This window comes from Candidatus Borkfalkia ceftriaxoniphila (genome assembly GCF_004134775.1).
Taxonomy (GTDB): Bacteria; Bacillota; Clostridia; order Christensenellales; family Borkfalkiaceae; genus Borkfalkia; species Borkfalkia ceftriaxoniphila.
Genome location: NZ_SDOZ01000002.1, coordinates 1,183,125 through 1,209,308, shown reverse-complemented (window position 1 = coordinate 1,209,308; position 26,184 = coordinate 1,183,125). Strand labels below are relative to the sequence as shown.

The 26,184-nt window shown below is 52.1% G+C and carries 30 protein-coding genes, 4 tRNA genes and 1 other annotated feature; of the genes, 7 read left to right on the top strand and 27 right to left on the bottom strand.

Annotated features, from left to right (window positions below):
- Position 1 precedes the first annotated feature (1 nt).
- The 9 genes from uppS to ESZ91_RS05565 all read right to left on the bottom strand — a co-directional run bounded on the left by uppS (position 2) and on the right by ESZ91_RS05565 (position 5,733).
- Positions 2-700: a polyprenyl diphosphate synthase gene (gene uppS / locus ESZ91_RS05605; protein WP_129224959.1), complete on the bottom strand. Its 699-nt coding sequence runs from the start codon at positions 698-700 to the stop codon at positions 2-4.
- A gap of 10 nt (positions 701-710) precedes the next feature.
- Positions 711-1,265: a ribosome recycling factor gene (frr, locus tag ESZ91_RS05600; protein WP_129226264.1), complete on the bottom strand. Its 555-nt coding sequence runs from the start codon at positions 1,263-1,265 to the stop codon at positions 711-713.
- A gap of 33 nt (positions 1,266-1,298) precedes the next feature.
- Entirely contained in the window at positions 1,299-2,024 is a 726-nt protein-coding gene (gene pyrH / locus ESZ91_RS05595; RefSeq protein ID WP_129224957.1) for a UMP kinase, read from the bottom strand.
- Between the two features lie 65 nt (positions 2,025-2,089).
- Positions 2,090-2,749, bottom strand: coding sequence for a translation elongation factor Ts (gene tsf, locus ESZ91_RS05590; RefSeq protein ID WP_129224954.1), 660 nt, complete (start codon positions 2,747-2,749; stop codon positions 2,090-2,092).
- Between the two features lie 34 nt (positions 2,750-2,783).
- On the bottom strand, positions 2,784-3,563 hold the full coding sequence (rpsB, locus tag ESZ91_RS05585; RefSeq protein WP_129224952.1) for a 30S ribosomal protein S2: 780 nt from the start codon (positions 3,561-3,563) through the stop codon (positions 2,784-2,786).
- A gap of 237 nt (positions 3,564-3,800) precedes the next feature.
- Entirely contained in the window at positions 3,801-4,202 is a 402-nt protein-coding gene (locus ESZ91_RS05580; protein ID WP_129224950.1) for a DUF1292 domain-containing protein, read from the bottom strand.
- Positions 4,199-4,633 (bottom strand): Holliday junction resolvase RuvX, encoded by a 435-nt coding sequence (gene ruvX, locus ESZ91_RS05575; protein WP_129224948.1) that lies wholly within the window; start codon positions 4,631-4,633, stop codon positions 4,199-4,201. Before ruvX ends, ESZ91_RS05580 begins: the two co-directional genes overlap by 4 nt.
- Before the next feature lie 170 nt (positions 4,634-4,803).
- Positions 4,804-5,025, bottom strand: coding sequence for a hypothetical protein (locus ESZ91_RS05570; RefSeq protein ID WP_129224946.1), 222 nt, complete (start codon positions 5,023-5,025; stop codon positions 4,804-4,806).
- Between the two features lie 66 nt (positions 5,026-5,091).
- Complete coding sequence (locus tag ESZ91_RS05565) at positions 5,092-5,733, bottom strand: hypothetical protein (protein WP_129224944.1); 642 nt, start codon at positions 5,731-5,733, stop codon at positions 5,092-5,094.
- An 89-nt stretch (positions 5,734-5,822) separates the two neighbouring features.
- On the opposite strand from ESZ91_RS05565, the gene ESZ91_RS05560 reads away from it, so the two are divergent.
- Both ESZ91_RS05560 and ESZ91_RS05555 read left to right on the top strand, forming a co-directional pair.
- Entirely contained in the window at positions 5,823-6,770 is a 948-nt protein-coding gene (locus ESZ91_RS05560) for a hypothetical protein (RefSeq protein ID WP_129224942.1), read from the top strand.
- A 65-nt stretch (positions 6,771-6,835) separates the two neighbouring features.
- Positions 6,836-7,570: a zinc metallopeptidase gene (locus ESZ91_RS05555; protein WP_129224940.1), complete on the top strand. Its 735-nt coding sequence runs from the start codon at positions 6,836-6,838 to the stop codon at positions 7,568-7,570.
- A 51-nt stretch (positions 7,571-7,621) separates the two neighbouring features.
- Here ESZ91_RS05555 and ESZ91_RS05550 read toward each other — a convergent pair whose 3' ends face one another.
- The 8 genes from ESZ91_RS05550 to rpmG form a co-directional block, all read right to left on the bottom strand.
- Positions 7,622-8,524, bottom strand: coding sequence for a peptidylprolyl isomerase (locus ESZ91_RS05550; protein WP_161971068.1), 903 nt, complete (start codon positions 8,522-8,524; stop codon positions 7,622-7,624).
- 211 nt (positions 8,525-8,735) lie between these two features.
- Complete coding sequence (rplL, locus tag ESZ91_RS05545; protein WP_129224935.1) at positions 8,736-9,107, bottom strand: 50S ribosomal protein L7/L12; 372 nt, start codon at positions 9,105-9,107, stop codon at positions 8,736-8,738.
- Positions 9,108-9,154: 47 nt separating this feature from the next.
- Complete coding sequence (gene rplJ / locus ESZ91_RS05540; protein WP_129224933.1) at positions 9,155-9,676, bottom strand: 50S ribosomal protein L10; 522 nt, start codon at positions 9,674-9,676, stop codon at positions 9,155-9,157.
- A gap of 14 nt (positions 9,677-9,690) precedes the next feature.
- Positions 9,691-9,830: a sequence feature (ribosomal protein L10 leader region), on the bottom strand.
- 49 nt (positions 9,831-9,879) lie between these two features.
- On the bottom strand, positions 9,880-10,569 hold the full coding sequence (gene rplA, locus ESZ91_RS05535; protein WP_129224931.1) for a 50S ribosomal protein L1: 690 nt from the start codon (positions 10,567-10,569) through the stop codon (positions 9,880-9,882).
- Positions 10,570-10,624: 55 nt separating this feature from the next.
- Entirely contained in the window at positions 10,625-11,050 is a 426-nt protein-coding gene (rplK, locus tag ESZ91_RS05530; RefSeq protein ID WP_129224929.1) for a 50S ribosomal protein L11, read from the bottom strand.
- 90 nt (positions 11,051-11,140) lie between these two features.
- A complete protein-coding gene (gene nusG, locus ESZ91_RS05525; protein ID WP_129224927.1) occupies positions 11,141-11,695 on the bottom strand; it encodes a transcription termination/antitermination protein NusG in 555 nt (184 codons plus the stop codon).
- 15 nt (positions 11,696-11,710) lie between these two features.
- Complete coding sequence (gene secE, locus ESZ91_RS05520) at positions 11,711-11,944, bottom strand: preprotein translocase subunit SecE (RefSeq protein ID WP_129224925.1); 234 nt, start codon at positions 11,942-11,944, stop codon at positions 11,711-11,713.
- A gap of 54 nt (positions 11,945-11,998) precedes the next feature.
- Positions 11,999-12,160 (bottom strand): 50S ribosomal protein L33, encoded by a 162-nt coding sequence (gene rpmG / locus ESZ91_RS05515; protein WP_129224923.1) that lies wholly within the window; start codon positions 12,158-12,160, stop codon positions 11,999-12,001.
- A 269-nt stretch (positions 12,161-12,429) separates the two neighbouring features.
- Here rpmG and ESZ91_RS05510 point away from each other — a divergent pair, with 269 nt between their 5' ends.
- Positions 12,430-13,605 carry an FprA family A-type flavoprotein gene (locus ESZ91_RS05510; RefSeq protein ID WP_129224921.1) on the top strand — a complete coding sequence of 392 codons (1,176 nt, stop codon included), beginning with the start codon at positions 12,430-12,432 and terminating at the stop codon, positions 13,603-13,605.
- 37 nt (positions 13,606-13,642) lie between these two features.
- Here the strand turns inward: ESZ91_RS05510 and ESZ91_RS05505 are convergent, their stop codons facing one another.
- Positions 13,643-13,846 carry a hypothetical protein gene (locus tag ESZ91_RS05505; protein ID WP_129224919.1) on the bottom strand — a complete coding sequence of 68 codons (204 nt, stop codon included), beginning with the start codon at positions 13,844-13,846 and terminating at the stop codon, positions 13,643-13,645.
- Between the two features lie 64 nt (positions 13,847-13,910).
- Positions 13,911-14,807, bottom strand: a complete 897-nt coding sequence (locus tag ESZ91_RS05500) for a zinc dependent phospholipase C family protein (protein ID WP_161971067.1) — start codon at positions 14,805-14,807, stop codon at positions 13,911-13,913.
- Between the two features lie 204 nt (positions 14,808-15,011).
- Between ESZ91_RS05500 and ESZ91_RS05495 the strand changes: the two genes are divergently transcribed.
- From ESZ91_RS05495 to ESZ91_RS05480, 4 genes are all read left to right on the top strand, one after another.
- Positions 15,012-15,087, top strand: a tRNA-Val gene (locus ESZ91_RS05495).
- A 29-nt stretch (positions 15,088-15,116) separates the two neighbouring features.
- Positions 15,117-15,191: transfer RNA gene (locus ESZ91_RS05490), tRNA-Gly, on the top strand.
- Between the two features lie 30 nt (positions 15,192-15,221).
- Positions 15,222-15,296 (top strand) — tRNA-Cys (locus tag ESZ91_RS05485).
- An 81-nt stretch (positions 15,297-15,377) separates the two neighbouring features.
- A tRNA-Leu gene (locus tag ESZ91_RS05480) sits at positions 15,378-15,464 on the top strand.
- Between the two features lie 90 nt (positions 15,465-15,554).
- Here ESZ91_RS05480 and ESZ91_RS05475 read toward each other — a convergent pair.
- The 8 genes from ESZ91_RS05475 to ESZ91_RS05440 form a co-directional block, all read right to left on the bottom strand.
- A complete protein-coding gene (locus ESZ91_RS05475; protein ID WP_129224915.1) occupies positions 15,555-16,799 on the bottom strand; it encodes an alpha/beta hydrolase family protein in 1,245 nt (414 codons plus the stop codon).
- Between the two features lie 17 nt (positions 16,800-16,816).
- Complete coding sequence (locus ESZ91_RS05470; RefSeq protein WP_129224913.1) at positions 16,817-17,827, bottom strand: uroporphyrinogen decarboxylase family protein; 1,011 nt, start codon at positions 17,825-17,827, stop codon at positions 16,817-16,819.
- A gap of 11 nt (positions 17,828-17,838) precedes the next feature.
- Entirely contained in the window at positions 17,839-18,819 is a 981-nt protein-coding gene (locus ESZ91_RS05465; protein WP_129224911.1) for an SGNH/GDSL hydrolase family protein, read from the bottom strand.
- Positions 18,809-21,523, bottom strand: a complete 2,715-nt coding sequence (locus ESZ91_RS05460; RefSeq protein ID WP_129224909.1) for a hypothetical protein — start codon at positions 21,521-21,523, stop codon at positions 18,809-18,811. The genes ESZ91_RS05465 and ESZ91_RS05460 overlap by 11 nt, the downstream gene beginning before the upstream one ends.
- Before the next feature lie 80 nt (positions 21,524-21,603).
- Complete coding sequence (locus ESZ91_RS05455; protein WP_129224907.1) at positions 21,604-22,659, bottom strand: GntR family transcriptional regulator; 1,056 nt, start codon at positions 22,657-22,659, stop codon at positions 21,604-21,606.
- 10 nt (positions 22,660-22,669) lie between these two features.
- The gene (locus ESZ91_RS05450; RefSeq protein WP_129224905.1) at positions 22,670-24,025 is read right to left on the bottom strand and encodes a hypothetical protein; all 1,356 of its coding nucleotides are present in this window, start codon (positions 24,023-24,025) and stop codon (positions 22,670-22,672) included.
- Between the two features lie 8 nt (positions 24,026-24,033).
- Positions 24,034-25,281, bottom strand: a complete 1,248-nt coding sequence (locus ESZ91_RS05445) for a cellulase family glycosylhydrolase (protein WP_129224903.1) — start codon at positions 25,279-25,281, stop codon at positions 24,034-24,036.
- A complete protein-coding gene (locus tag ESZ91_RS05440) occupies positions 25,281-26,162 on the bottom strand; it encodes a carbohydrate ABC transporter permease (RefSeq protein WP_129224901.1) in 882 nt (293 codons plus the stop codon). Before ESZ91_RS05440 ends, ESZ91_RS05445 begins: the two co-directional genes overlap by 1 nt.
- Positions 26,163-26,184 lie beyond the last annotated feature (22 nt).

Genomic DNA, 26,184 nt, shown 5'->3' with positions numbered 1-26,184 from the left:
ATCAACCCTTTTTTACGTTTCCGAACCTTCTGTCGCGCTGCGAATAATTGACGAGCGCTTTTTCCAGATCTCGCCTGGAAAATTCAGGCCACATTTTATTGGAAAAATACAACTCGGTATACGCCGCCTGATAGAGTAAAAAATTACTCAGCCGCACCTCGCCGCCCGTTCGGATGATGAGGTCGGGATCGGGCATGCCCGCGGAATACAACAGCGATTTGAAACTGTTTTCGTCCACGAAACGCCCGAACGCCACGGCATGATTGACCGCCTGAATGATCTCCTGGCGCGCGCCGTAATTGATGCACAGATTTAAAAGTCCGTTGGGTGCATTGACCGCGGTGTCGCGCATAGTTTCCAGCAAAAGTCCGCGCACGTCCTCGGGGAGAGGCGTCAGATCGCCCATCACGTTGACGCGCACGCCCAACTCCTGGATTTTGCCCTTCTGCTTTTGAAAATACGAACGGAAAAGATCGTAGATCCCGTCGAGTTCTTCCTGCGGACGGGAGAGATTTTCGGTGGAAAGGGCGTACACCGTGACGATCTTCACGCCCAGTTTGAACGCATGCGAACACAGTTTGATCATGTTCTGCACGCCCATTTTATGCCCGTATCCGCGGGGACGGAAATGCTTTTTCGCCCAGCGGCCGTTGCCGTCCATGATGAAGGCGACGTGGGCGGGGAGTCTGATATTTCTCATAGCGTCTTTCCTATACGGAAAGGATCTCTTTTTCCTTATCCGCCGTGCATTTTTCAATCTGCTCGATGCACTTGGAGACAGTCTTTTCGACGTCTTTTTCGACGCCCGCGCATTCGTCCTCGGAGATCTCTTTATTGTTTTTGAGTTTTTTGAGGGCTTCCATCGCGTCGCGTCTGACATTTCTGGCGGCCACCTTGCTCTCTTCGCTCATCGCTTTGATTTGCTTGGCGAGTTCGCGGCGGCGCTCTTCGGTAAGATCGGGGAAAACGAGGCGGATCACTTTTCCGTCGTTGGTGGGGTTGATGCCGATATTCGAGGCGATGATCGCCTTTTCGATGCCCTTTAACAGGCTGACGTCCCACGGGCTGATGACGAGGCACTTCGCATCGGATACGGAAATGTTGCCCACTTGATTGAGAGGCGACATGGTTCCGTAATAGTCCACGAGAACTTTGTCAAGAATGTGCGGATTGGCCCTGCCCGCCCGCACGGAGGCATAGTTTTCTTTGAGGACGGAAAACGTTTTTTCCAATCTCTCTTCCAAAACGAGCAAAATCTCTTCCACTTTTTCGTTGTCTGTCATGTCGTTCTCCTTTTTTTAATTTTCGTTGGTGATGAGCGTTCCCGTCTGTTCGCCAGCGATCGCGCGCACGATCGCGTCCTTTTCGGAGAGCGCGAACGCCAGAACGGGCACGTCGTTATCCATACACATCGTGATCGCCGTGGTGTCCATGGCTTTCAGTCCGCGATTGATGACTTCCATATGCGTGATGCGGTCGATCTTCTTCGCATCGGGGTTGGTCTTGGGATCGTCGTCGTAGATCCCGTCCACGTTCTTGGCTAAAAGCAGGATATCCGCGTTGATCTCGCAGGCGCGCAGCGCAGCGCCCGTATCGGTAGAACAGTAGGGATTGCCCGTGCCGCAGGCGAAAATGACGATCCTGCCCAGTTCGAAGTGCCTGAGGGCTTTGCGAAGGATAAAGGGTTCCGCCACGCTGACCATATTGAGCGCGGTCTGCACGCGGGTGGGAACGCCCTTCTGCTCGATCGCGTCCTGCAAGGCGAGCGAGTTGATGACGGTAGCGAGCATTCCCATGTGATCCGCGGTGGTGCGGTCCATGCTGGTGCCCTGACGGCCGCGCCAGAAATTACCGCCGCCGATGACGATGCCGATCTCCACGCCCATATCGTGTACGCGGATGAGCTGATCGACGACGCCGGCGATGATCTCTTCGTCCAGCCCGAAGCCCTTATCTCCCGCGAGCGCCTCGCCCGAAAGTTTTAAAACGATCCTCTTATACTTGGGTTTTAAATCTGTTTTCATAAGTCCTCCGTACCGTTAGTGGAAAAAAAGGCACACAAAAATCGATAATTGTGCGCCTTCGGTCGTTAACCTTTCATCTTGGAAACTTGTTTTTCGACTTCCTCCGCGAGGTCGTCCTTTTTCTTTTCGAGGCCCTCGCCCATTTCGAAACGGGCAAAGCGTCTCACCGTGATCTTTTCGCCGATGGCGGCGACCGCCTCGGTAATGAGCGTGCCGATGGTCTTGGAAGTATCCTTTACGAAAGGCTGCTCCAACAGGCAGAAATCTTCGTAATATTTCTTGATCCTGCCCTGCACCATCTTTTCGGCGATCGCTTCGGGCTTGCCCTCGTTCATCGCCTGCACTTTCAGGATTTCTTTTTCTTTATCCAGAACTTCCTGGGGAACTTCTTCCTTGGTGATATATTCGGGTTTCGCCGCCGCGATCTGCAAGGCGATATCGTGCACCAACTCTTTGAACTGGTCGCCCCTCGCAACGAAGTCGGTCTCGCAGTTGACTTCTACGAGCACGCCCACTTTGCCGCCCATATGGATATAACTGTCGACGATGCCTTCCGCCGCGATGCGTCCCGCTTTTTTCGCCGCGGTCGCCATGCCTTTCTCGCGCAGGATCTCCACTGCCTTGTCCATGTCGCCGTTCGCTTCGGTCAAGGCCTTTTTGCAGTCCATCATGCCAACGCCCGTCTTCTGACGCAGCGCGTTTACGTCGCTTGCTGTGATTGCCATTTCTTTATTCTCCTATATTCCGTATTCTTAACGATTATTCCGCATCCGCGGCAGCAGCCGCTTCCACGACTTCTTCGATGGATTCGGGCGCGGCTTCCTCCTTTTCGGCGGCAAGCGCAACGTCCATGGTCTCGCCTTGGTTCGCCTCGATGACCGCGTTGGCGATGACCGAAGAGATGAGTTTGACCGCGCGGATCGCGTCGTCGTTACCGGGGATCACGTAGTCGATGAGGTCGGGATCGCAGTTGGTATCGGTGATCGCGACGGTGGGAATGTTGAGTTTTCTCGCTTCCTGCACCGCGATGTCTTCGTTATGGGGATCGACGATGAACATGACGCCGGGCAGGCCCTTCATGTCCTTGATGCCGCCGAGATTGTTTTCCAGTTTTTCCATCTCTTTTTTGAGGCCGAGAACTTCCTTTTTGGGAAGAAGATCGAATTCGCCCGACTCTTCCATCTTGTTGAGTTTATTGAGACGGTCGATTCTCGAACGGATGGTCTTGAAGTTGGTCAGCGTGCCGCCGAGCCAGCGGGAATTGATATAGAACTGACCGCAGCGCTGCGCCTCTTCCTTGATGGCTTCCTGCGCCTGCTTCTTGGTGCCGACGAACAGCACGCTCTTGCCCGCTTTCACGGAATCCGCGACGAACGAATACGCCTGCTCGATGAGGCCGACCGTAAGTTGCAGATCGATGATGTGAATGTCGTTTCTCGCCGCGAAGATGTACTTCTTCATCTTGGGGTTCCATTTACGCGTCTGGTGACCGAAGTGCACGCCCGCTTCGAGAAGCTGTTTCATTGTGATGACTGCCATTTTGAATTCCTCCGTTTATTCCTCCCCGGAACGCCTTTGATCCGCGCGATTGACCCGTAGTGCAAACAAAAATTTACGGGAACGGAGCGCGGGGCTTTGCGGGTGTGAATTTTTAGCCATATTATTTTACCATATCCTACCGCCGATTGCAAGCGATTTTCACGGTACTTGTCCCGTTTTTACAAAAACGCGGCGCAAAATCTTAGTCTTGCGCCGCGCAAAAGCCGAAAGGTGAACTTATTTGTCTTCCTTGGGATGCTTGTGGTCGTGATGTACGCAACCGCAGCCGCAGCCCTCTTCGAATTCGGTGTCGAGACTTGCCGCCTCGTCCGCGTCCTCGTCCTCTTCCATGATACGGCAGAACTCTTCGAATACCTCGTCCAGAAGTTTGTCGTCCTCGACGGGTACGAGTTCTTCTTCGCCCTCTTCGCCCACGATCTGCAAAATGGTGACGGAATCCTCGTCGTCCTCCTCTTCGTCGGCGGGCTGAAAGAAGGCATACCAGCCGTTCTTATACTCGATCGTACCGATGTGATAGCATTTATGAACCTTTCCTTCGTCGTCCACGAGATCGACGATATTGACGTCCTCCTCGCAGCAGTCGCACTCTTCGTCGTGCATTTGTTTGTCTTTGCTCATTGGTTCGCTCCTTTATTTCTTTTATTCAAATAGCCCTCCAATATATAGGAAGCCGCTATACTGTCGATGGACTGTTTGCGGTTTTCGCGCCGCACGCCGCCCGATATCAAAACGCGCTCCGCCTCCATGGTGGTAAAGCGCTCGTCCTCGAACACGACGGGAAGTTCGGTGCGCGCTTCTAAAAGCTGCGCAAACTTTTTCGTCTTGATCGTCTGCGCCGATTCGCTGCCGTCGAAATTGAAAGGAAGTCCGCATACGATGAGCCCCGCCTCCTTTTCCCGCGCCAGCGCGGCGAGTTTTTCCGCATCCTCTTCGGCGTTTTTCGTACGGAAAAAAGTGCTCGCGGGCAGGGCGAACGTGTTGAACGGATCGCTCACGGCGACGCCCACGCGTTTATCTCCGATATCGAAAGCAATGATCCTCTTTTCCATATTTCCTCGTCGCAGGTATTTTTATGCGTAAAAATCCGAATGCGCACGGTTTCGGGCATTCGATCGAACCCATTATAACACATTACCCCGAGCGCGTCCACAGTTTTATTTAAATATTTTGGTGAAATATGGTGTAAGGCGACGCTTGATCGCGCCGCCTTACATCACACTCATTCCTTATCGGATTTCTTCTCACCCGATTTCGCTTTGCCCGCGCCCTGCTTGGAGACCGCGTTTTCCATGTTTTCGAGTTTTTCGTCGATGTAGGCGTCCACTCTCGAAATCATTTCGTCCTGGCCCTTCTTGACCAGCGAACGCGTGCGGTTGCTGTTGGCAACGATCAGCGCGCCGCCGATCATGCCGAGGGCAAGACCAGCAATAAATTTTTCCATTTGTTTTTCCTCCGGATAAGCTTTCGCTCTATGCCGAGTATGTGCATTATGAAAGAATTTATGCCGTTACGCGTGCTTGTTTTCCGACTGCGCGCGCGCGGCGCGGCGCAAGAGTTCGTTTTCCTCGTTGAGTTGCCTGAGCGTCTCTTTGAGCCGTTCGTTTTCGTTTTTCAAAGAGAGCGCGAGGCGGTCGTACAGTTCGTTGATCTCCTTTTCCAGACGCCGTTCGAGAAAATCTTTGCCCCGTCCCTGCCCGTTTTTCTGCACCACAACGTTTTCCAGTCCCATGTTTTTCGCCGTTTCTTCGATGCGTTCGGGCTGCTTTTTGAGCATATTGCGGTACTTGTTCTGATAGCGGAGCATCAGGCGGTCGTCGCCGTCCGCGATCTTCTGAATGGCGCGGCGCACCGAAACGCCCTTGCTTCGTTCTGCAAGAATATTTTTGAGCATTTCGTCCGTTTCCCGATCGGAAAATTCTTTGATCTTTTCCGCTTTCAGCCCCTTGCCGCGCAGAATGCGCTTCGCCTTTTCGTCCTTGGTCTTCAACAGTTGGTAGTAGTAATTGCGTACGCTGCCCGAGGCGCGGCCGTGGCGGCTGCCGTAACTCGAAAAGAGAGAGGTGAGCGTCTTGCCCGCCTTTTTCCCTTCGGAAATATATTCGACCAGCCCTTCGGCTTCCTGCGCGCTGTATCCGTTGATCTTATCCATCGTTAAGCCTCCTTAAAATTGATTTTATCCCATTATTGACATAAAAAATGAGGCTTATACATACTTTTATAACCATGAGAGTATATTTTATGAGCGCGAAGAGCGCAGCGCTCAAACTCAACGGAATTTTTCTCGGGTTTATCGGAAATTTCGAAAAATTTACCGACCTTTCGCCCGCCGACCGCATTTTCGCGGAGATCCTGCCCGAAAGCGGCGATTTTTATCCGCTATCGTGCGTGCTGGACGAGAATTTTTTCAAGGCTCCGCCCGACTTTTGCGACGTATACGTGTTCGAGGGCGGGGCGATCGTGCAGGTGACCGCCTTTCCCGCCCGCGCGCGCGAATTGAAAGTTTTGCGGCAGGAACGCATGGACGATGCGCTACTGACGCTGTACAGCGAAGGGGACCTCAAACTTTCCGTCGAGCGCCAAAACAAATTCGCGCTGACCGTGCTGCCGCGCGAATTCGAAGACTGCGAACTTTCCTCGCAAAAATTGGGCGGGGAAGTCTTTTTCTGCGCGAGCGCGCCCGCCGACGGGGAAACCGAACTGATCGTCTTTTCGGGTACGCCCGAAAAGACATTCGTGAGCCGCGTGCTGGAATATTCCTTTACCGACTGCCTTAAAACGAAGATCGCCTATCACGATCCCGCCGGACACGTGGCGGAAACGGAGTGGGCGTTTTCGAACGGCGCGTTCGTCATGCGCCGATATTCCGTGACCGCGCAAAAAACGTTCGACCTTGCCGAAACCAATCCCGCGCTCGTTCCCCTATTGTTTTTCAACGAAGTGCTCGTGCGCGGAGACCCTTCCCAATACCTGGGCGACGCACTGAAACCGCGTGCGGCGGAACTGGCGGATTATCTCGGCGCCTTTGCGGGCGTTTCGGCGCCGCCCGAACTGTTCGATTTACAACACCCCGGCAAGAACGCCGCGGGGTTGGTGTATCCGCGTTCGGCAAACCTCTTCGAAGTGCGCTTTTTCGAGGTGCAGATGCAAGGCGGTCTGATCTCGAACATCTGCCCCGTGGAAGGCTGAGAATTTCTTGATAAAAGCCGCGCGGCGTGGTATAATAGAATCAAACGGAACCTAAGGAGACCATTATGTTTCTGGATATCTATACCATGTATCTGATCAGCGCGGTCATCGTTTTGCCCTGTATTCTGATTTCCGTCGTCGCGAGCAGCAAAGTGCATTCCACCTTTGCCGCGTTCGACAGGCTGCCGACGAGTTCCAATTGGACGGGCAGCGACACGGCCCGTATGCTTCTGGAAAAGAACGGGATATACGGCGTCGCCGTACAGGCGGGGAAAGGGCATCTGACCGATAACTTCAATCCGCGCGCCATGACCATCACGCTTTCCGAGAGCACCTATTCCTCCAATTCCGTGGCGGCAGTCGCGGTTTGCGCCCACGAAGTCGGGCACGTGGTGCAGCGGGAAGAGGGTTACATCCCCTACAAACTGCGTTCGGTGCTCGTACCCGTGACAAACATCGGCTCGTCGCTGGCGATCCCTCTCGTGCTTCTGGGCGTGTTGCTGGAAATATTCCTCGCCACTTCCATCGGCAATATCATCGTGTTTGCGGGCGTATGCGCTTACGGGTTGTCCTTTATTTTCACACTCGTCACCCTGCCCGTGGAACTGAACGCCTCCTCCCGCGCCAAAAAAATGCTCGCCGAAACGGGCGTATTGCAGACGGACGAGGAAAAGCGCGGCGCCTCGAAAGTGCTTTCAGCCGCGGCGATGACTTACGTTGCGTCGTCTTTGGTATCTCTTTTGTACTTTATAAGATTCCTCGTTTACGTGATCATGCTCACGGGGCGCAACCGCAAATAATTTCGAAAAATAAAACACCCGACCGAAGTCGGGTGTTTTTCTATATTCTTTTTAATATTTGAGGACTTCCACTTTCTTGATCGTGATGCGGCCCTCTTCTTTGGGAACGTTGTATTTCACTTCCGTCTGTCCCGTATATTCGTTGCCTTCGATGTCGTAATCCTGTTCTTCGGTAAAGGAGTATTCCGAATCCGCTTCCGTCTTGTCCGCAATGAAATCCTTGATCGCGTCCAGCAATTCCTGGAATTTATCCTCGTTTTTGGAATCCGCCAGATAGCCGAACGTGCAGTAATTCGCGTCGAGCGAAGAGTTGGAAGAGGAAGAAATAAAGAACAGGCTCGTGGTGCTGTTGTACTTGTATTCGCGCTCCACTACGCCGAGTTTGTTGCTCTTGACCGCGACTTTCTTGCCGTTGGCGTCGCTCACCGCGTTGTAATGGGTGGCGAGAGAACCTTTTTTATGCGTAAGACCGTTATTTGCGACCTTGAATCCGTTGGCGGAAAATTCTCCGTACAGCGTATTTAAGGGTTCGTTCTGCGCCGTATCCTTCCATACGGAAATATTTTTCAACGTGACCGAGTCGTTCGTCATCGTCGCTTTCTCGTAATCGAGTTCAGCCATACGGTCGGCGTTGTCTTCCTGCATATAATAGCCGCCGCCGTAGAATCCCTGCCCCTTGCCGTCCGACGAGGACGTGGAGTAATCGTGGATCACGGTGTTGTCGTAAAAATCCATGTCGATGAGTTCGAGATAGTGCGCCACGGTCTTAGGGTACATGTTCCGATACAGTTTATAAGTGAGTTCGTACGATTTGTCGTTGAACTCAATGGTCATTTTGATTTTGGGATGATCGGTTTCGCACGCCGTGAACAAAAACGCCGCGCTGCAAATCAAAAGCGCAGCGACGAGTACGGAAAAAATTCTGGCAACTTTTTTGCCTAAACTCTGTGCCATACAGCCTCCTGAAAATAGTTTGTGCATTATCGTTTTTAGATTTTGTGTCTATATTATTTTACCTGTAAAAAGTAAAATCGTCAAGCACTTTTGCAAAGCATTTCGAAATTGCAAATAACTTTATCGCATTTTATCACGCGGCTCACACGAAAACAAACGCCCGGGGAGATCTCCTCGGGCGTTTGCGACTTTTTTATGCTGGTTTTGAAGATTATTCCGCAACGGCGGTCGCGCCGGCTTCTTTCATGCGGGCAACGATCTTTTCCGCCTCTTCCTTGTTGACGCCTTCTTTGATGGTGCCGAGCGCTTCGACGAGCGCTTTCGCCTCGGCAAGACCCAAAGAGGTGAACTCGCGGACAGCCTTGATGACGTCGATCTTCTTCGCGCCGATGTCTTTGAGAACGACGTTGAACTCGGTCTTCTCTTCCACTTCCGCAGCGGCAGCTGCAGCGGGAGCAGCCGCAACGGCAACGGGAGCGGCGGCGCTTACGCCGAACTCCTCTTCCAACGCTTTCACGAGTTCGTTGAGTTCGACAACAGTCATATTTTTGATTTCATCGATAAATTTAGCGATATCAGCCATTTTAAATTTCCTCCGAATTATTTATTAATTGATTATTTTGAAACGTTTTACGCCTTTTTCTCGGCGATGGCGTTGAGCGCGACAACGACGCCTCTCAACATATTGGACAGAACGCCCGCGAAATTCGCGATAGGCGCCTGCATGGAACCGAGCATCTTGGCGAGAAGTTCTTCCTTGGAAGGCATTTCCGCAAGCGCTTTCAGTCCGCTCTTGCCCACGTACGCACCGTCTACATAGGCGCTCTTGGGGATGATCTTTTCCGGCATAGCCTTGACCGCTTCCGCAAAGATCTTTGCGGCGGTGGTCTCGTCCGGACAGAACGCCGTAGCGGTAGGACCGTTCAGATCCTCGTCGAAAGCAGTGACGCCCAGATCGTTGAACGCTTTCCTGAGCAAAGTATTTTTATAGACTTTGTATTCGACGTTCGCTTCTCTGAACTTATTGCGAAGAGCGGAAACTTCCGCCACGGTAAGCGTCTTGTAGTCGACAAATACGACCGACTTGCTGTTTTGGATCTTTTCTTTGATCTCTTCGACAACCTGCTTTTTGGCTTCTAAATTAGATGACAATGTCTTTACCTCCTGTTAGCATTAAAAAAGTCCTTATACCGCGCGGGTATAAGGACTTGCAAACATTGTATGCAAACAAAAACCTCGTACCTCGGCGGGCCTTACGATTAAACCTTGCGGTGCCTGCTTTCTGCGGTATATTCGATTCTCAAAGATTATACCGCAAAACGAGCGGCAAGTCAAATCTTTTCGAGGGGATAAACTTATAATTTTGCGTAATTGACCTTGATTCCGGGTCCCATGGTGCTGGTGACGGTCACGCTCTTGATATACTGGCCTTTCGCCGCGGCGGGTTTCGCCTTGACGACGGCGTCCATCAGCGCGTTGAAGTTTTCGGAAAGTTTTTCCTTGCCGAAACTCTTTTTGCCGATCGGGCAGTGGATGATGGCGGTCTTGTCCAGTCTGTATTCCACTTTACCTGCTTTGACTTCGGAGATCGCCTTTGCGACGTCCATGGTGACTGTGCCGGATTTCGGGTTCGGCATGAGTCCTTTCGGGCCCAAGACCTTACCGATGCGCCCGACCACGCCCATCATGTCGGGGGTGGTGATGACGACGTCGAAATCGAACCAGTTTTCGCTCTGGATCTTGGCGACCATTTCTTCCGCGCCTACATAATCGGCGCCCGCCGCTGCCGCCGCGTCCGCCCTTTCGCCTTTGGCGATGACCAAAACCTTTTTGGATTTGCCCGTGCCGTTGGGAAGGACTAAAACGCCTCTGACCTGCTGGTCGGCCTGGCGGGGATCGACGCCGAGACGGACGTGCAGTTCGACGGTCTCGTCAAACTTCGCTTTCGCAGTATCGACTACGAGCCCCATCGCTTCGTCGACGTCGTATAATTTGGAACGATCGTATGCCTTCAGACTTTCGGCATATTTTTTCCCGTATTTCATTATCTTAAACCTCCTTGTGGTAATCGCGAGATAAACTCTCCCACATACTCCTTTTTTACTCTTCGACCGTAACGCCCATGCTGCGCGCCGTGCCTTTGACCATGCTCATCGCCGATTCCAGCGAAGTCGCGTTCAGATCGGGCATTTTCAACTTTGCGATCTCTTCCACCTGTGCGCGGGTGAGTTTTGCTACCTTGTCACGGTTGGGTTTCGCGCTGCCGCTTTCGATCTTGCACGCTTTTTTGATGAGTACGGGTACGGGCGGAGTCTTCAGAATAAACGTGAAAGAACGGTCCTGGTAAATGGTGATGACCACGGGGATGATAAGACCCGCCTGGTCGGCCGTCTTCGCGTTGAATTCCTTGGTGAACCCGGGAATATTGATTCCGTGCGGTCCGAGCGTGGAGCCGACGGGCGGACCGGGAGTTGCCTTGCCCGCAGGAAGCTGCAATTTGACTACCGCAGTGATTTTCTTAGCCATAAAATCTCCTCCAATATTGTGGTTTTAACAAAGCGCCGCTTGATTACATATTTGCGCTTCTCCCACTTTTTAAGAAAAAAGGGTCGCCCCTTACTCTTTCGTAATTTCCATGGGATTTATTTTGCGGATCTGGACGTACTCCACTTCCACGTCGGTGTTGCGGCCGAACATCATGACGTTGACCTTCGCCTTTTGCGCCGTGTCGTTGAGTTCCTTGATCTTGCCCACAAATCCCGAAAGCGGGCCCGCGTCGATGCTGACGTCGTCGTCCACCTCGAAATCCACGTTGGTCGCCACCGTTTCGAGTTGCATTTTGCGCACTTCTTCTTCCTTTAAGGGAAGAGGACGGCCCTGCGGGCCGACAAAACCCGTAACGCCCCTCGTGTTGGTGACAAGGTACCAGACCTGGTTCGAATAGATCATTTTTATAAAGACATAGCAAGGCAGGAGTTTGCGCTCCACGACCTTTCTTTTGCCGCTTTTCTCTTCGATGGTCTGTTCCATGGGGATCCGAAGATCGAATATACTGTCTTTGAGATTGTTGTTTTCGATCAATCTTTCCAGACTCGCCTTGACCATCGCCTCGTAGCCGGAGTAAGTATGCAGAACATACCACTTTGCCTGACTTTCAAGAGAATTGTCCATGTTCAACTCCTCTTATTACGAACCGCTGCCCAAACTCGTTATCAGTTTCAAAAGCTCGCCGAGACCGTAATTGATGGCCCCGAAAATGACGAGGAAAATCACCACGACGACGAGAACGACGCCCGTGGCCTTGACCACTTTACCGAACGTAGGCCAGGTAACTTTTTTCAGTTCGGAAAAAACTTCTTTGAGTTTTCTGCCCATTCTGACGAAAATATTGGGCTTTTTTTCTGCCGATTTCGCTTTCATTTCAACCTCTTTGTAATTTTAGAGAACGGGCAAAAGCGCCCGAACACGCGTTCCTTACTTGGATTCCTTGTGAACGGTGTGCTTCTTGCAGAAAGGACAATATTTTTTGAGCTGCAATCTTTCGGGATCGTTTTTCTTATTCTTCATATTGTCGTAATTTCTGTGCTTACATTCGGTACACTCGAACGTAACTTTGGTTCTGTTTATAGCAGCCATTTTTAAAAAACTCCGTACAAAAAAATCACACCTCTTCACGATGGTGTGTTCTTAGAGTTTATCATATTCTTTTTGCCTTGTCAATGATTTTTGCGTCCGTTCGTCCCTCTTTTTTGCCCCTTTGCGTATTTTTTTGCATGAAATATGCCTTTTGACTTGCATTCTTTCCGCAAAATGTGTATAATATAGTCCGATGTTGCAAATGCAACACGAAAATTTTCTATCCATATTATATAATGCACGCGAAAACAGGGATCAAGGAGGTTTTTATGAAAGCATTGAAAATATCCGAAAACGTTTACTGGGTGGGAGCCATAGACTGGAACGTGCGCAATTTCCACGGGTACGAAACGGAAAAAGGCACCACGTACAACGCCTATCTCATTCTCGACGAAAAGATCACGCTCGTCGATACCGTCAAGGATTGCCTGCAGGAAGAAATGCTCGAACGCATCCGCTCCGTCATAGAGCCCGACAAGATCGACGTGATCATATCCAACCACGCCGAACCCGACCACAGCGGCGCGCTGCCCTTTATCCTGCGCCATGCGCCCCGCGCGAAAGTCTACGCGGTTTCCCCCGCGGGAGAAAAAGACCTCGGCGGCTATTACGGCGATCTTCCCGTCGTCGGCGTAAAGACGGGGGACAAACTGTCCGTCGGCAAACACGAATTCGCCTTCGTTTCCACGCCCATGGTGCACTGGCCTGACAACATGGTCTGCCATATGACGCCCGAAAACATTCTCTTTTCCAACGACGCGTTCGGCCAGCACTACGCCTCCTCCACGCGTTTCGACACCGACAGCGACCTTCCGGAAGTTTTGAAACAGGCGAAAAAATACTATGCGAACATCGTACAGCCCTACGGCCTGCAGACAAAAAAGGCGCTGGAAGCCGTCTCCTCCCTGCAAATTTCCATGATCTGCCCCAGCCACGGCGTCTGCTGGACAAAGCATATCCCCGAGATCCTCGCCCGCTATCAGCGCTGGACGGCAGGAGAACAGGAAGAACGCGCCGTCATCGTCTACGATACCATGTGGCACTCCACCGAACGGATGGCGCACGCGCTGGAAACGGCGTTCGTCGATTGCGGGATCCAAGTCAAACTGTGCGACTTGAAATGCGAAAACAATTCCGACGTCATAACGGAGGCGATGCAGGCGAAATACATTGCGGTCGGCTCGCCCACACTCAACAACAACATGATGCCCAACGTCGCGAGTTTTCTCACCTATTTCAAAGGTCTGACGGGCAACGCGAAGAAGTTTATCGCTTTCGGTTCCTACGGCTGGGGCGGACAATCGATCCAGCAGGTGTACGACGCTTTGACGCAGTGCAAGGCGCAGCCGTTGCTGCCGCCCGTGCGCCAGGCGTACAGACCGACGGAAAAAGATCTGGAAAAGATCGCAGGCGACGTGATCCAAGCGCTCGAAGCGCAGCAATAATCAAAAACAGCCGACCGCGGTTTGCGGTCGGCTGTTTTCATCTTTTTGCGGTCGGCGCGTAAAAGGCTGACAGAAGATCTCCCCTCCCGACGAGCCGCATATTGTTGTCGTACGTCTTGTCGCTCCCGGAAAAATAATAACCGAGGACGCGGTAGTTGGTGTCGTACGCCGTCTGTTTGCCGTCTGCGTTTTCCGAAACGTATCCGATCGGGTTCATGTTGTAATCGTAGAGTCTGCGCATGATCTTTTCCTCCCGACATAAGTATATCGCGGAAAGAACGGAAAACAAAGCGCAGCCGACATTTTTATCCCCCGATGACCAGCCCCGTGAGAAAGTGTTTGGAAAAATCGTTGTATTCGAGCGGCGTCCCGTTTTCGAGGCAGTCGAAAAAGCGGGTGATCAGGCGTACGCTCTCGGACACGGCGCGGTCGAACAGTTCGTCCACGCCGTCGGTAAACACCAGCGAGTCGTCGTTCGGGTAGCGCCAGGGCGCGCGTTCGAGATTGAAATAACTCTCGTCGTAATCGGCGCGGTGAATGAGCGAGGACAGCGTGTGCGGGATATGGAATAGTTTTTCCGTGCCGTACACGAATTTCTTTTTACCGCCCGTGCCGTCGTGCAGCCAGCGGTTATAGCGGATAAACCGCTTGACGGCCGTCTTGAAAGCGTGCATGCGCACGTTGCGCTTGGTCCTCTCCCCCGTGGAATCTTCCATCAGACGAAAGAGAGACTCACAGGAAATATCCGAATAGGAGAGCGGATATTTATATTCGTGCGGGGTAAGGTCTTTGTATTTGCGCACGAAATAACTGTCCATGTCGCTCTCGATCAGGGCGTGGCGGTTGCCCTTCCAGTTGCCCGTATCCTCGAATTCCAATCGGTTCAATAGAGAATATACGTAAGGATGAAATACGATGTCGCCCGCGTAGTGAGTAATGTAACCCGCGATATAGGAAGTGACGCACCCGTCGCCCGAACGGGCGGCTTCCAAAAAATTGCAGAAAACCATATACACGTTCTTGCGGTGCAGGTATTTTCCCAGGTTTTTCTGCCCCTCGCGCATCTTATATAAATAGAACACGTCGCCGCCCTGCGCGCCGAGGAAATATTCTCCCTCGCGCGTGACGTACCGCCGCGTGCGCTCGGGCAAGAGTTCCATTACTTTTTCCGCCAGAATCTGGTGCGTATATAAAGACGGCATAGTATCCCTCCCCTGCGGAAATTTCCGCAGCATTCCTATTATACTGCATTTTTCTCAAAATTAAAGCGGTTTTTCGCAATTTCACAAAAATTTCTCACGCGGCATAAATTGATAAGGAGCAGAAAAATTTTAAAAAAAATTTTAAAAATACCGATGAAAATAGTTGCATTTTTTATATAGATTTGGTATATTATATAAGCGTTCGGAAGCTTAGCTCAGCTGGGAGAGCATCTGCCTTACAAGCAGAGGGTCATAGGTTCGAGCCCTATAGTTTCCACCATATAAAAGTGCGGAATATCAAACATATATGCGGGAATGGCTCAGTGGTAGAGCGCCACCTTGCCAAGGTGGATGTCGCGGGTTCGAATCTCGTTTCCCGCTCCAAAGATACTTCCGCACTTTTATTTTATGTTCGGCGCTATAGCCAAGTGGTAAGGCAAGGGTCTGCAAAACCCTGACTCCCCGGTTCAAATCCGGGTGGCGCCTCCAAACTGCATGCCGGCCCCTTTCAGGGCATTAAAAAGGGACTGATAAAGTCCCTTTTTCGTTTCAATTCTTTCCGTATAATATGCTGGTATGGCGAAATAGGCAGACGCAAGGGACTTAAAATCCCTCGGTGGCAACACCGTATCGGTTCAAGTCCGATTACCAGCACCAGACCGTAACAGTTTGAACCGTTCGGTTCCAATGACGATACGATCCCCTTTCGATTTTGAAAGGGGATCGTATTTTTTGCTTGCAACGCAATTACAGGGCGATCACATCGGTGGAAACTTCCAGTCCGCGGCTGTCTTGTATATTGATATAATAATATTTCGCTCCCGCAGGGATCTGCACGGAACATCTTCCTCCGTCTTGGGAGCCGTCCACAGACTTCCACTCGGTATTCATATCCAAAATATCGTTTTCGGTGTAATATCCGATAACTTCCCCGACCGAAATATTTTTCGGAATTTTAATCCTCGCGGATTGATTTTCGGAGGTTGGCTGCCCGTCGATCAAAATCAGACTGTCGCCACCCTTGCAAAAGTAATCGGCAAAGGCGTACACTTCGGGCACTTCCAACGCGCCCTGCGGCTGCCCGTGCACAAACGCGTATTTCAGCGACATTGCGGCATACAACACGGAAGCCCTGCACTTACTCGTCGATTCGACCGAAAACCAGTAATCTTTGTTGCCGTTCAGGAATAAAAACGGCGTGGTATTTTCCTTTAAAATCCCGACGTCATCCCAAATCTCTCCCGCACGGCCGGTCACGAGAGTACTGAACGTACAATGCCCTATCTTCTGTTCCAGACTTCCGTAAACGGGAGCCGCGCATACGAACCGATCGTCATACGCGACCGTCTGGCAGGTAAGAAATGCGCCGTAAGAGATGCCCGTGATCCCTATGTGCGAACGGTCAACGCAATCGAAACTCCGCAAAAAAGAATTGCTGACGATCACAGAGGCGATCGCATGATACGCCCACTGCTGCTCTACGGGATAATTCATATCCGTCAGCGCGGAATTGGAAGGTCCGTGTTCCTTGATGCTCTCTTTACGGTTATTATTCGTCATCAGGCTCGTGATCTCGGGCATCCTGCCCTCGGTATCCATGGCGATGGCGGCGTATCCGCGCTTTACCCAGAAATCGACCCATTCGTAATATGCCGTGCCGTCGCCGCCGTGCACGAGAACAATGCCCGGCACCTTATTTTCCGCGCTCGCCCCTTCCGGAATACCGACAAAGGCAAATACTTTGGTATCCTGCACGCTGTCTAAAAAATAGGCACGGATATTCCGTTCTTCGTAATCCAGTTCCTCATATCGTTCGAACGCGGGCGTCTGCCACAGGGATTCGGGAAATTCGACCTCGCCCCCGCGATATAACTGCCCGTCCGTTTTCATCTCCGTCTTGATCGGAAACATCGTTCCCTCCTCCTCATGTTCGCACGCCGTACACGCAAGGCAGATCAGCACAACGAGAAACAGACATAAAAATTTTTTCATCGTTTCCCCCCTCTTTTTCAGCCGCGCACGGCATATTCTTTGAGCAACCGTACGTATGTGCGGTAGTCCTGTAAACTGACCGACGGAGGCGTCTGATGATCGACGGAAAGAATATATCTGCCCCTCTGGATACACGGTTTCAGCCGTTCGAATTCTTCCCGCAGCGCTTTTTCTCCGCCGTTCATGATCATCTTATTGAAATTGCCGATAAACGCGGTATCCGGATATCTTTTGCAAAGTTCATTTACGTCGCAATGCGCCTGCGCTTCCAGGGGATGGTATCCCACGGCTCCGACTTCGTTGAACCAAGCGATCGCTTCAAAAATATCCCCGTCGCTGTCGACGAGTACGGGCAACCCGTATCCGTTCAAGACAGGCACCATTTCGCGGTAAAAGGGCGCCATGAACGCGTCGAAATGCTCCCGGCTGAGCATGGGTCCGTTATTGTAACTCACATCTTCGGCAAACGTGACGTAATCGAACGGAAGCACGTTCATCGCATATTCGACCGCTTTCTTTTGCCAGGCCTTCATATCCGACAACATTCGTTTGTACAGATCGGGCTGATCGTAAAAGGAATACAAGTGCGCCTCGATCCCCATATATTCGCGGGGCTCCCAGAAAGCGCCGTCCAGAATCAATTCAAGGATCAGTTTGCCTTCGCTCTTATATTTTTTGACCATGCGGATGAAATCATCGTCCATACGCGGTTCGGGATATAATGTGGGAAGCAATATTTTCTCATAACTCTCTTCGTCGACGGCCCCCATGCCCGCGCCCACGACTTTGGCAAACGGAGTGCGCTCGGTATACGGCCGCGCCCACCAATGCGCAAGCAGATCCAGCCCGAAATGTTCCTGGATCGCCACGACGTCGCGCATCGCATAAGCATAATTTTTTCCTGCGGGCAAGCCTTCCCCCGCCCAGCGGGAAATGGTCTGATCCCACCACAGCGAATTTTCGATAACGGGCATCCTGTCCGTCTCTTCGCCCCGCAAAGTTTTCAAAAACCGTTCGTCCGCCCTCATTTTCTTTCTCCTCAATCGATCAAATTTTTCAGCATCAAAAAGTACAGATAATGTCCGTAATCCGTGGGATGATTGATCCCGTTGCGAAGGAGATCGTCCGGCTGCTTATATTGCAGTTCATCCTTCCACAGCGCGTTCACGTCCGCAAGGCAGGCGCCCGTGCGCTCGGAAACTTCATACAGTTTCGCAACGTAATCGTCCATGCGTCCGCTCGTGTGGATCCAACGGGGATGCGGACAACAAGGAGATATAAGGACCGCTTGCGCGCCCGTATCCTGCACGGCGCAGGTGATTTCCAAGATATTTTTATAATAATCGTCCGGCGGCACCGTCAGTTTGCCGCCGATCGTGTTCTGATCGTTCATGCCGAACCCGATCGAAACGATATCAGGCCGGCTTGCAAGAACGTCTCTGCGATATCTGCGCACTCCTTCGAAAGTACTTTCGCCACCGACGGCAACGTTTTCGATCGGCACGGACACACCGAACTTTTGCGCCGCATAGCGGGAAAAGCGTTCGAAAAACGTATATTGCGGGATACTTGCTTCGCAGCCGGTGCTGATGCTGTCGCCGAATACCGTATAGCGGATCTCGCCGCTGCGGCGCGCTTCAAAAAATTCTTTCAGTCTTCCCGCCATTCCGTTTTTGCGGGAAAGTTCCCGCGCGCGGAATTCGGGCGTCCGCTCCGTCGCGGCGCAGCACTCGTAATCGGCAAAGAGCATATACGGTTCGTTGCCCCAGACCGAAAATTTTTCGTGGTCGAACCCTTTCAGATCGTAAAAGGGCGAAACGCTGAAATCGGGGATCGGCGAACCTTTCGCGCGGCGGATCTTCCCGTCGCGGTATTCATACGCCTGCGCGGGAAATACCCTGCGCGTTTCCCCTTCCTGTCTGTACACTACGAGCGACGACGGATCGATATCCGCATAGCGCAGACTTTTCCACTTTTCGCCTTGCAAAACAAAACTTTCGTGTTCCTGTTTAATCTTCATCGTTTTCCCTCGGAAAAGCAACGCCGTATTCTTTTAAATAATACGTATCCGTCCAGAGCCGCATCGGAGGATCGCACCAGCCTGGTTCGTCCGCAAACGTCGTAAACCCGACCATGCGCGGCTCCTTCAACTTATTATGGTGCGGACCGAACAGATTGCGCAAATCGTTATAAATATGTAACTCCACTTCATTCTCGCCGTCAAGCAAAAATTCCGTCGCGTCTAAACGGCTGTTCCAGAGGATATCCCCCAAAAACTTTCCGTTGATCAAAACGCGCACCGCAACGCCTTTCAGCGCACAGGCAAATTCGAGCGCACCTTCCCGCAGATGCAAGCGAATCTTCTTCCGCGCGACGATCTCGCCAATGTAAAACGGAAATCCGCTCTCTCCGAAGGCGGAAATGCGGGTCGGCATTTCCAGTTGCGAAAGCGCGAACGCACCGTCGGAAACGAGCATATCGCCCTCTCTTTGCACGCCCGAAACGCAGAAATCTCCGATCAGATAGATATTTTCCACCTCGGGCAGATCCTGCAAACGGTTGAAATCGCTCTCGATCGCATCTTCGCCCAAGAGCACCCTGCGCACGTCGTCAGAAATGACAAAATCAAAGCGCAGCGATATTTCGATATCCCCCGCCGAAAGATCGGGGAGCGGGACACGGGAAATACATTCCGCCGCGAAAATGGAAAAATTTCCGTGCGAAGGTACGGGTTTGCCGTTCACGGCGATCTCGTACCGCTCCGCGTCTTCGATCCCTAAATACGCGCCCCGCAGCGGCACGTCCGAATGGGCGCGGTAGACCAGTTTCAGACTGCAATTTCTGCCGTCGCGCACCAATTTTTCCTGCAAAAGAATGGGAGCGATATTTTCGGCGTACAGTTCTCCGTCCCGATAACAATCCACACGGTCGAGCAACAGCGCGTTCCGATCGGACAGGCCGCATACCCAGCCGTCCTCCGAAAGGCGCAGAACCGTCGATTTTTTCTCCCGATTTTCGCCGTCAAAAACAAACAGGGCGCTTTCGCCGCCGTTCAATACGTATTCCTCCGAGAAAGTTTCGCGCAGGGTGATCAGATCCAGCCTGCTGCCCTGCTTTCCCGCGCGGCTGCAGACAGAAAAGCGTACGCTTCTGTTTGAAACGTTCTGCACGCTCACGGCTTCCTCGTTGTCCAGCACGAACCGCCCCGTCCGAAGATCTTCCGTGCAGTCGCCGCAAAGCGCGCAGTCGCGGAAAGGCTCCAACACCTCCGGCCAGCGCTCGTCCCGATCGGCGAGCAAAACCGTGCCGCCTGAATGGCGGAACTTTACCAAAACTTCGCTCTCTTCGCCAGTAAAGCACACCGCGGCGGAATAGACGCATTTCCCTACGCGCAGTTTTTGATCTTCCGCGCTTCCGTATGCGCGCAAAATATTGGCATTGGTAACGTGATATGAAATATGTTTCTTTTCGAGAATATTGACGGCCTCGTTCAAACGGTCGGAAAAGATATTCTCTTTCCCCACGCCGAACGTTTCTTCCGCCTGTCCGAGCGGACTGACGAGCAGAACTTCGGCGGTGTTTTCCGACTCCGCGGACAGTGCGCAAAAACGTGATAAATACAAATTGAAATCGTCCGCGATCTTAAAATACGGCTGAAAAGGTACGATTCCCGAAGGATAATCGCGCTTGCGCCTGCCGCGCGCGGAATACGGAATGATATAACACAAATTCGAGATACCGTTTCCGATCTGCCAATCGGCGATCGTTTTCAGATCCTGCACGGAAGCACCGTACCCGACGCAGGCGTAACTTTCGGACGTGTTTTCTTTTTTTCCGAATTGTTTGCAGATCGAGGCGACCTGGCGAGGCGCGAGCGCGTTTTCGCCGATATCGCGTCCCAGCCAATCCATGCCAGGATTCTGCATGAGGGAATAGACGGAGAGTATATCGCCGCAGGATAGTATCTGCCTGTCGAGCGATTTTTCCTCCAAAATGTGCCCCGTCAGCCTGTATCCGTACCGTTCGCACCAACGCGAGATCTGCCCGACGTAATTGCGTAAAAACAGGGTGCCGATCGCATCGAAATACAGTCGGCGGATACGCTTATAATCGCCCGTTTCCATAAACAGTTGAATCCCGAAATCGCGTATGTCTGCGCCGTTCTCCCGCATGAGCGTTTCCACGGACGGCGTATAGGGCATACGCAGCATACCGAACTGCGGTTCGTCGGTAAAAAATCCCTCGATCCTGTTCCCGTAGCGGACGCGGTATTTTTCGTATGTGATTTCGATAAACGTCTGCACGGCGTCTTCGTTGAGCACGTCGATATATCCGTCATTGGAAACTTCGCAGAGGAAATAACTCGCGTTCTCTTCTTTGCACGGGCGGGCGTTTGCATCGTAGCAGGCAACGAGCCTGCCGCATATCTTTTGACGGGAATCGAACAATTCCAGCCAGCGCGACGCATAGTCGGCGTTTTTCGCCGTTACCTGTCCGCCCGCCGAACCGCTCGGCCATCCCATTTCATCGTATATCCAGAACCGTAAGCCCGTCTTTTCGCACTCGTCCGCACAGATATCGATGATGCGGAACCATTCCTCCGAAAGATAAGGCGCCGTAAGTCCGCTCCTCGCATGGGCATAAAATCCGCCCAATCCGTGCTCAGCCATCGTGCGGATCAGTTTCCGCAACGATTCTTCGCATATCGTATCGTTCAACGTCAAAAAGGGCTTCGGTTTATATAAATCCGCTTTGTCGCGTAATGTCTGCAATAACTTATTCATCGAATTTACCTATCAAATGATCAAACGTCCAAAAGATCCACTTCGAATATTTCGTGCACCACGCTCTTGCCTTCATCGGTGAGCATACGCTTGTTCAGCATAGACACGGCGCGCTGCGCCATGATCTCTTTGGGCACTTTCATTACGGTATAACGCGCCTGATCTTCAAAACTATGCTCGAAAAAGGCGACGAGTTCGTAATCTTTCTTTTTCTTTTTGCCGTACTTGTGCAATACGGCGCGTATCATGGGAAACAACTCGTTCGAATAGATATTTAACCCTATCTTTTCATAATTTCCTTCCAGAAGTTCACCGAAACGTGCGGCAAAGATCGGATCCCGCACGTCATAGCGATATAATTCTCTCTGCCCGTGCCGAAGCGCGGCGTCGTCGTATCCTTTCATACGGTCCCGCGAAACCACGCTGTCCATCGTGGAATCGTAAAAATACGCCACTTCCCTGCATTTCTTTTTATATAAAAGTTCGGTGATGCGGTACGCTCCCGAATAATCGTCCGCATAGACCGCGTCGCACATGAGCGATTCGTGAGGGCGGCCGATCATGACGTAGGGGATCCCCGCCTCTTTCAATCGCAAATAGTTATATGTGCACAGTTCGCCGCGGCGGCGGAAGGGAACGACGATCGCCCCGTCATAGTTCCCCTCCTTGATCTTTGTGATGCAATCCTGTTCGGCCTCCTCGCTGGAATTATAGAACACGTCCAGACTCCACCCGAGCGACGCCGCGCAGGTCTGCACCGCATTCAAGATCGCATCGAGGTATTCCGAGCGGTTCAGCAGCATCAGCGCGACGCGCCATACGACTGCGGGATACCGCTCTTCCGCCGACGTGCCGCCCGCGGACACGACCGTACGCCGCTTTCCCTTCGAACAGGCGAGATATCCCATGGATTCCAATTCCGTCATCGCTTTGCGCACCGTACCGCGCGATACGGAAAAGGCTGCCGCGATGTCTTCCTCAGATTCGATCGAATCTCCCTGATTCAAGTCGTGCGTTTCGATCCGATCGATATAATGTTTCACGATCTGTTCGTAAACAAGAAAAATGCGGTTCATCCACTACCTCTCAAAGTTCGGCAAATTGATACAGATCCCCTTTCCCTCCATAGATCTTCTGCAATGCAAATGCCTTTTCCCGAGGATAAAAACCTCGGCCGATATCGTAATCGGGCTCCAAAAACAACCCGAACATCACCTCGCCGACGCCGTTCCAGAGCGCGTCGTGCGCGGAACAATTCAGTCGGAAGAAATGGCACGTATGTACGTAATCCATGTCCTTCATCGTGTCAAAGTACAGTTTCAGCCAATCGGCATGCTTTTGTTCGGAATCGTCGTTCAGCGTATAATATTTGTTGTTGATCAAGTATCGGTCCATATCGGTGCAGTCGCTTTCCGCGGCGTCGAGCATCTCAACGGGCATGGTAAACCCGAATTCGGTAAACCATACCTCTTTATCCCCGTCGCCGTGCTCTTTCATCACCTGAAAAACGGCGTCGTTCGCCTCTTTCCACGCATCGGCGTCGGGCTCCTTTGTCAAAGATATCCCGTTGACCGTATCGTACGGATGCCATGCCACGCCGTCGAAATAGTTGTCGGCATCGCTGCACTTTTCTTCCCCCGCGGGGAACTCGCCGCTCTCGATCCGCTCGTACAGTGCTTCCATGAAGCGGCCGAGCGAAGGGATCCCTTCATAGGCGGGCGCAAGCCCGGGCGTGAGTGTGACCGCGTCGGGATTGACCTCGCGGATCGCCTTGGCGGCGTAATACATCAAATCGACGTTGATATCCGCGAGTTTTTCAAACTGCGTTTCCGTGCTGTCTTTTTCGTATCCCGTGTACGTCAGGAAAGTGACTTGATTCGTTTCGTTGCCCATTTCCCAGACATCTACGTCGGGCATCGCCGCTGCGACAGCCTTCCAGATTACATAATATTTGTGCAAAAACTGCATATATTCTGAGCCTTCCGACGTATCGCGCGCTGGGATAAAATTTCCTTCTTTGCCGTTTGCAGTGGAAGGCATCCGCGGAAAAAAGTTTCCCATCGCCGTAATTTCCTCTACGCCGTTTTTGCGGATCTGATCGACATACGTCTGATACAGAAGCCGCGCGTTTTTATCGATCGAGGAGAGGCTTTCATCGGAGAACACCGTCGTTTGATTCCATCCCGCATACAGCGTCTGCGGCGTGACCCAAAGTCGGAAAGTTTTCGCCCCCAGAGCGCCGATGAGCGAGGACGCCTTTTCGGAATTGAATCCTTCCACGCCCGAACCCGCAAAGGGTTCCCCGATGCCGTAGAGCAAACTTTCTCCGACTTCCGTGCCGGGGTCCGGATCGGGTTTATCGGAATCCGGGGCGGTGTTACAAGCAACGAGGGAAACCGCGACGAGCAATGCCGCAAGAAACGCGCATAATTTACGGATCATTTTTCCCCTCACGATTTCGCGGGCGTTTCGTATTTGGCAAGATCGCCGCTGCCGCCGTAGATCTGCTGCAATTTATATGCTTTCGCCTTGGGGCTGAACCCTTTATCGCCCGTCGGTTCGCGGAAAAATCCGAAATGCGACTCCTGACTGCCGCCCCAGGTCGCGGCATACTCGCATTCGTACAAACGGAACGAGAGCACGCTTTCGACGAAAGGCAGTTCGTTCTCGCAGTATTCGAAAACACGCTCGGTATAGCCGATCTGCAATTCTTCGACGTCGTCCACGCCGTTATCGGAAAAGCCGAGTTCGGAGAAAATCACTTTCTTTCCCTCGTCCCCGTTTTCGATCACGATATTATAGACATCCTTTTGCGACTGTAACCAGGATTCGTCGATACTTTTTGCATACGGATGCCAGCAAAGCGCGCCGAAATAATCGTCGGGATCCTTCGACTTCGTGTTGCCGTAGGGCGCCTCGCCGCTCTTGATGCGGGCATAGACGTCCTCAACGAAATATTCCACGTTTTTCATGTTCAACTGCGTGGGCGAAAGCCCGGGCATGATCGCGATATTTTTCGGATTCGCCGCCTTGATGCCCTTCGCGGCATAATACATATAATCGGTAACGACGATCACCTGTTCCTCGCGCGAGAATCCGCCCACGCCCTCTTCCAGCGATCCTGCGATCCCCTGATAGCCGTTGGGATGGAAAAAGGTATTGGTGTTAAACTCGTTGCCCATTTCCCACTGCGTGATCTCGGGGAACAATTCCGCGACTTTTTGCCACATTTCGGTAACGGCTTGCAGCCAATCCCCGTAGTGCTCGTCGTCGGGGCGCGGCGCGCTGTTTGCCGAATCGGGGCGGAAGCCCGAATATGCGGGGAATAAACTCGCCTGCCCGATCAGGTTGGTGACGCCCGCATTGCGAAACTTTTCGGACGCGGACTGCAAATATTCATAAATTTCTTCGTCGTATTGACCGGGCGACTGGATAAACCCGTTCGGCATACGGAAACGGAATGATTTTGCGCCGAGCATGGCGACAAAATCGACCGTCGTATCCAGATCGAACCCGCGCACCTGCGTGAGAGAAGTACTGCTCGCGCCCTTTTCGTAGAGCGGTTCGTCCATGCCGTACAGGAGCGATTTATCGATATCCGCATAAGGATCTTTTTCGCCCCCGCCGCAGGCGGATAGACCGAACGCCGCACCGAGTGCGAAAGTCCCCCCTAAAATCAAACTTAAAATCTTTTTCATCAGCCTTTAATACCTCCGGCTACCGTATTTTCCATGATCGTTTTCTGGAAGATGCTGAAAAGAACAATAATGGGAACGACGGAGATCGTCATGATCGCAAACAGCGCGGGGTAATCGTAGGAATTGGCGCCCGTCGTGATATCCGAGGACAACTGATAGATGCCGACTGCGAGCGTGGGATAGTTGCGCAAATACATATACGGCGCATAATAGTCGTTCCAATACCCGATAAACGTGATGATACCCACCGCAAACAGCGACGGTTTCGCGAGCGGAAGCATGATCTTGAAAAAGATGGTCGCATGCCCTGCGCCGTCGATCTTCGCCGATTCCGCGTACGTCAAGGACAGATTCTTGAAAAAACCGTACAGTAGGAAGAAGTTGAAACCGAATCCGCCCGAATACATGATGATCAAGCCGATATGCGTGCCCGCCAACCCCGTATCGTTCATCAGGCGATAGGTCGTGGCGATGCTGCCCGTCGTCGGGATGATCATCGTAACGATGACCAACCCGTAGATGACGTTGCGCAATTTGAAATTATATTTACTGACCACATAGGCGGCGCAGGAACTCGCCAGAATCGAAGCGAAAGTTCCGCACACAGACAGAACGATGCTGTTTGCAAACAGTTCCGCCATATTATACTCGGTAAATATCCTCAGATAGTTTTCCCCGTAAAAGGATTTGGGGAAATCCAGCGGATACCAAAAGAAATCAATCTTCGAGCGGAAGGATTGAACGAATACCCATAAGAGCGGATAGACCAGCGTGATCGCATACAACGTGAAAATAATGTAGACGATCGTATACGCGATCTTATGCTCTGAAAAGGCCTTATTGATCCCCTTTTTCGCCCGAACCTCGTTTGTCTTTACCATACAAGATCTCCCCTGTTATTCA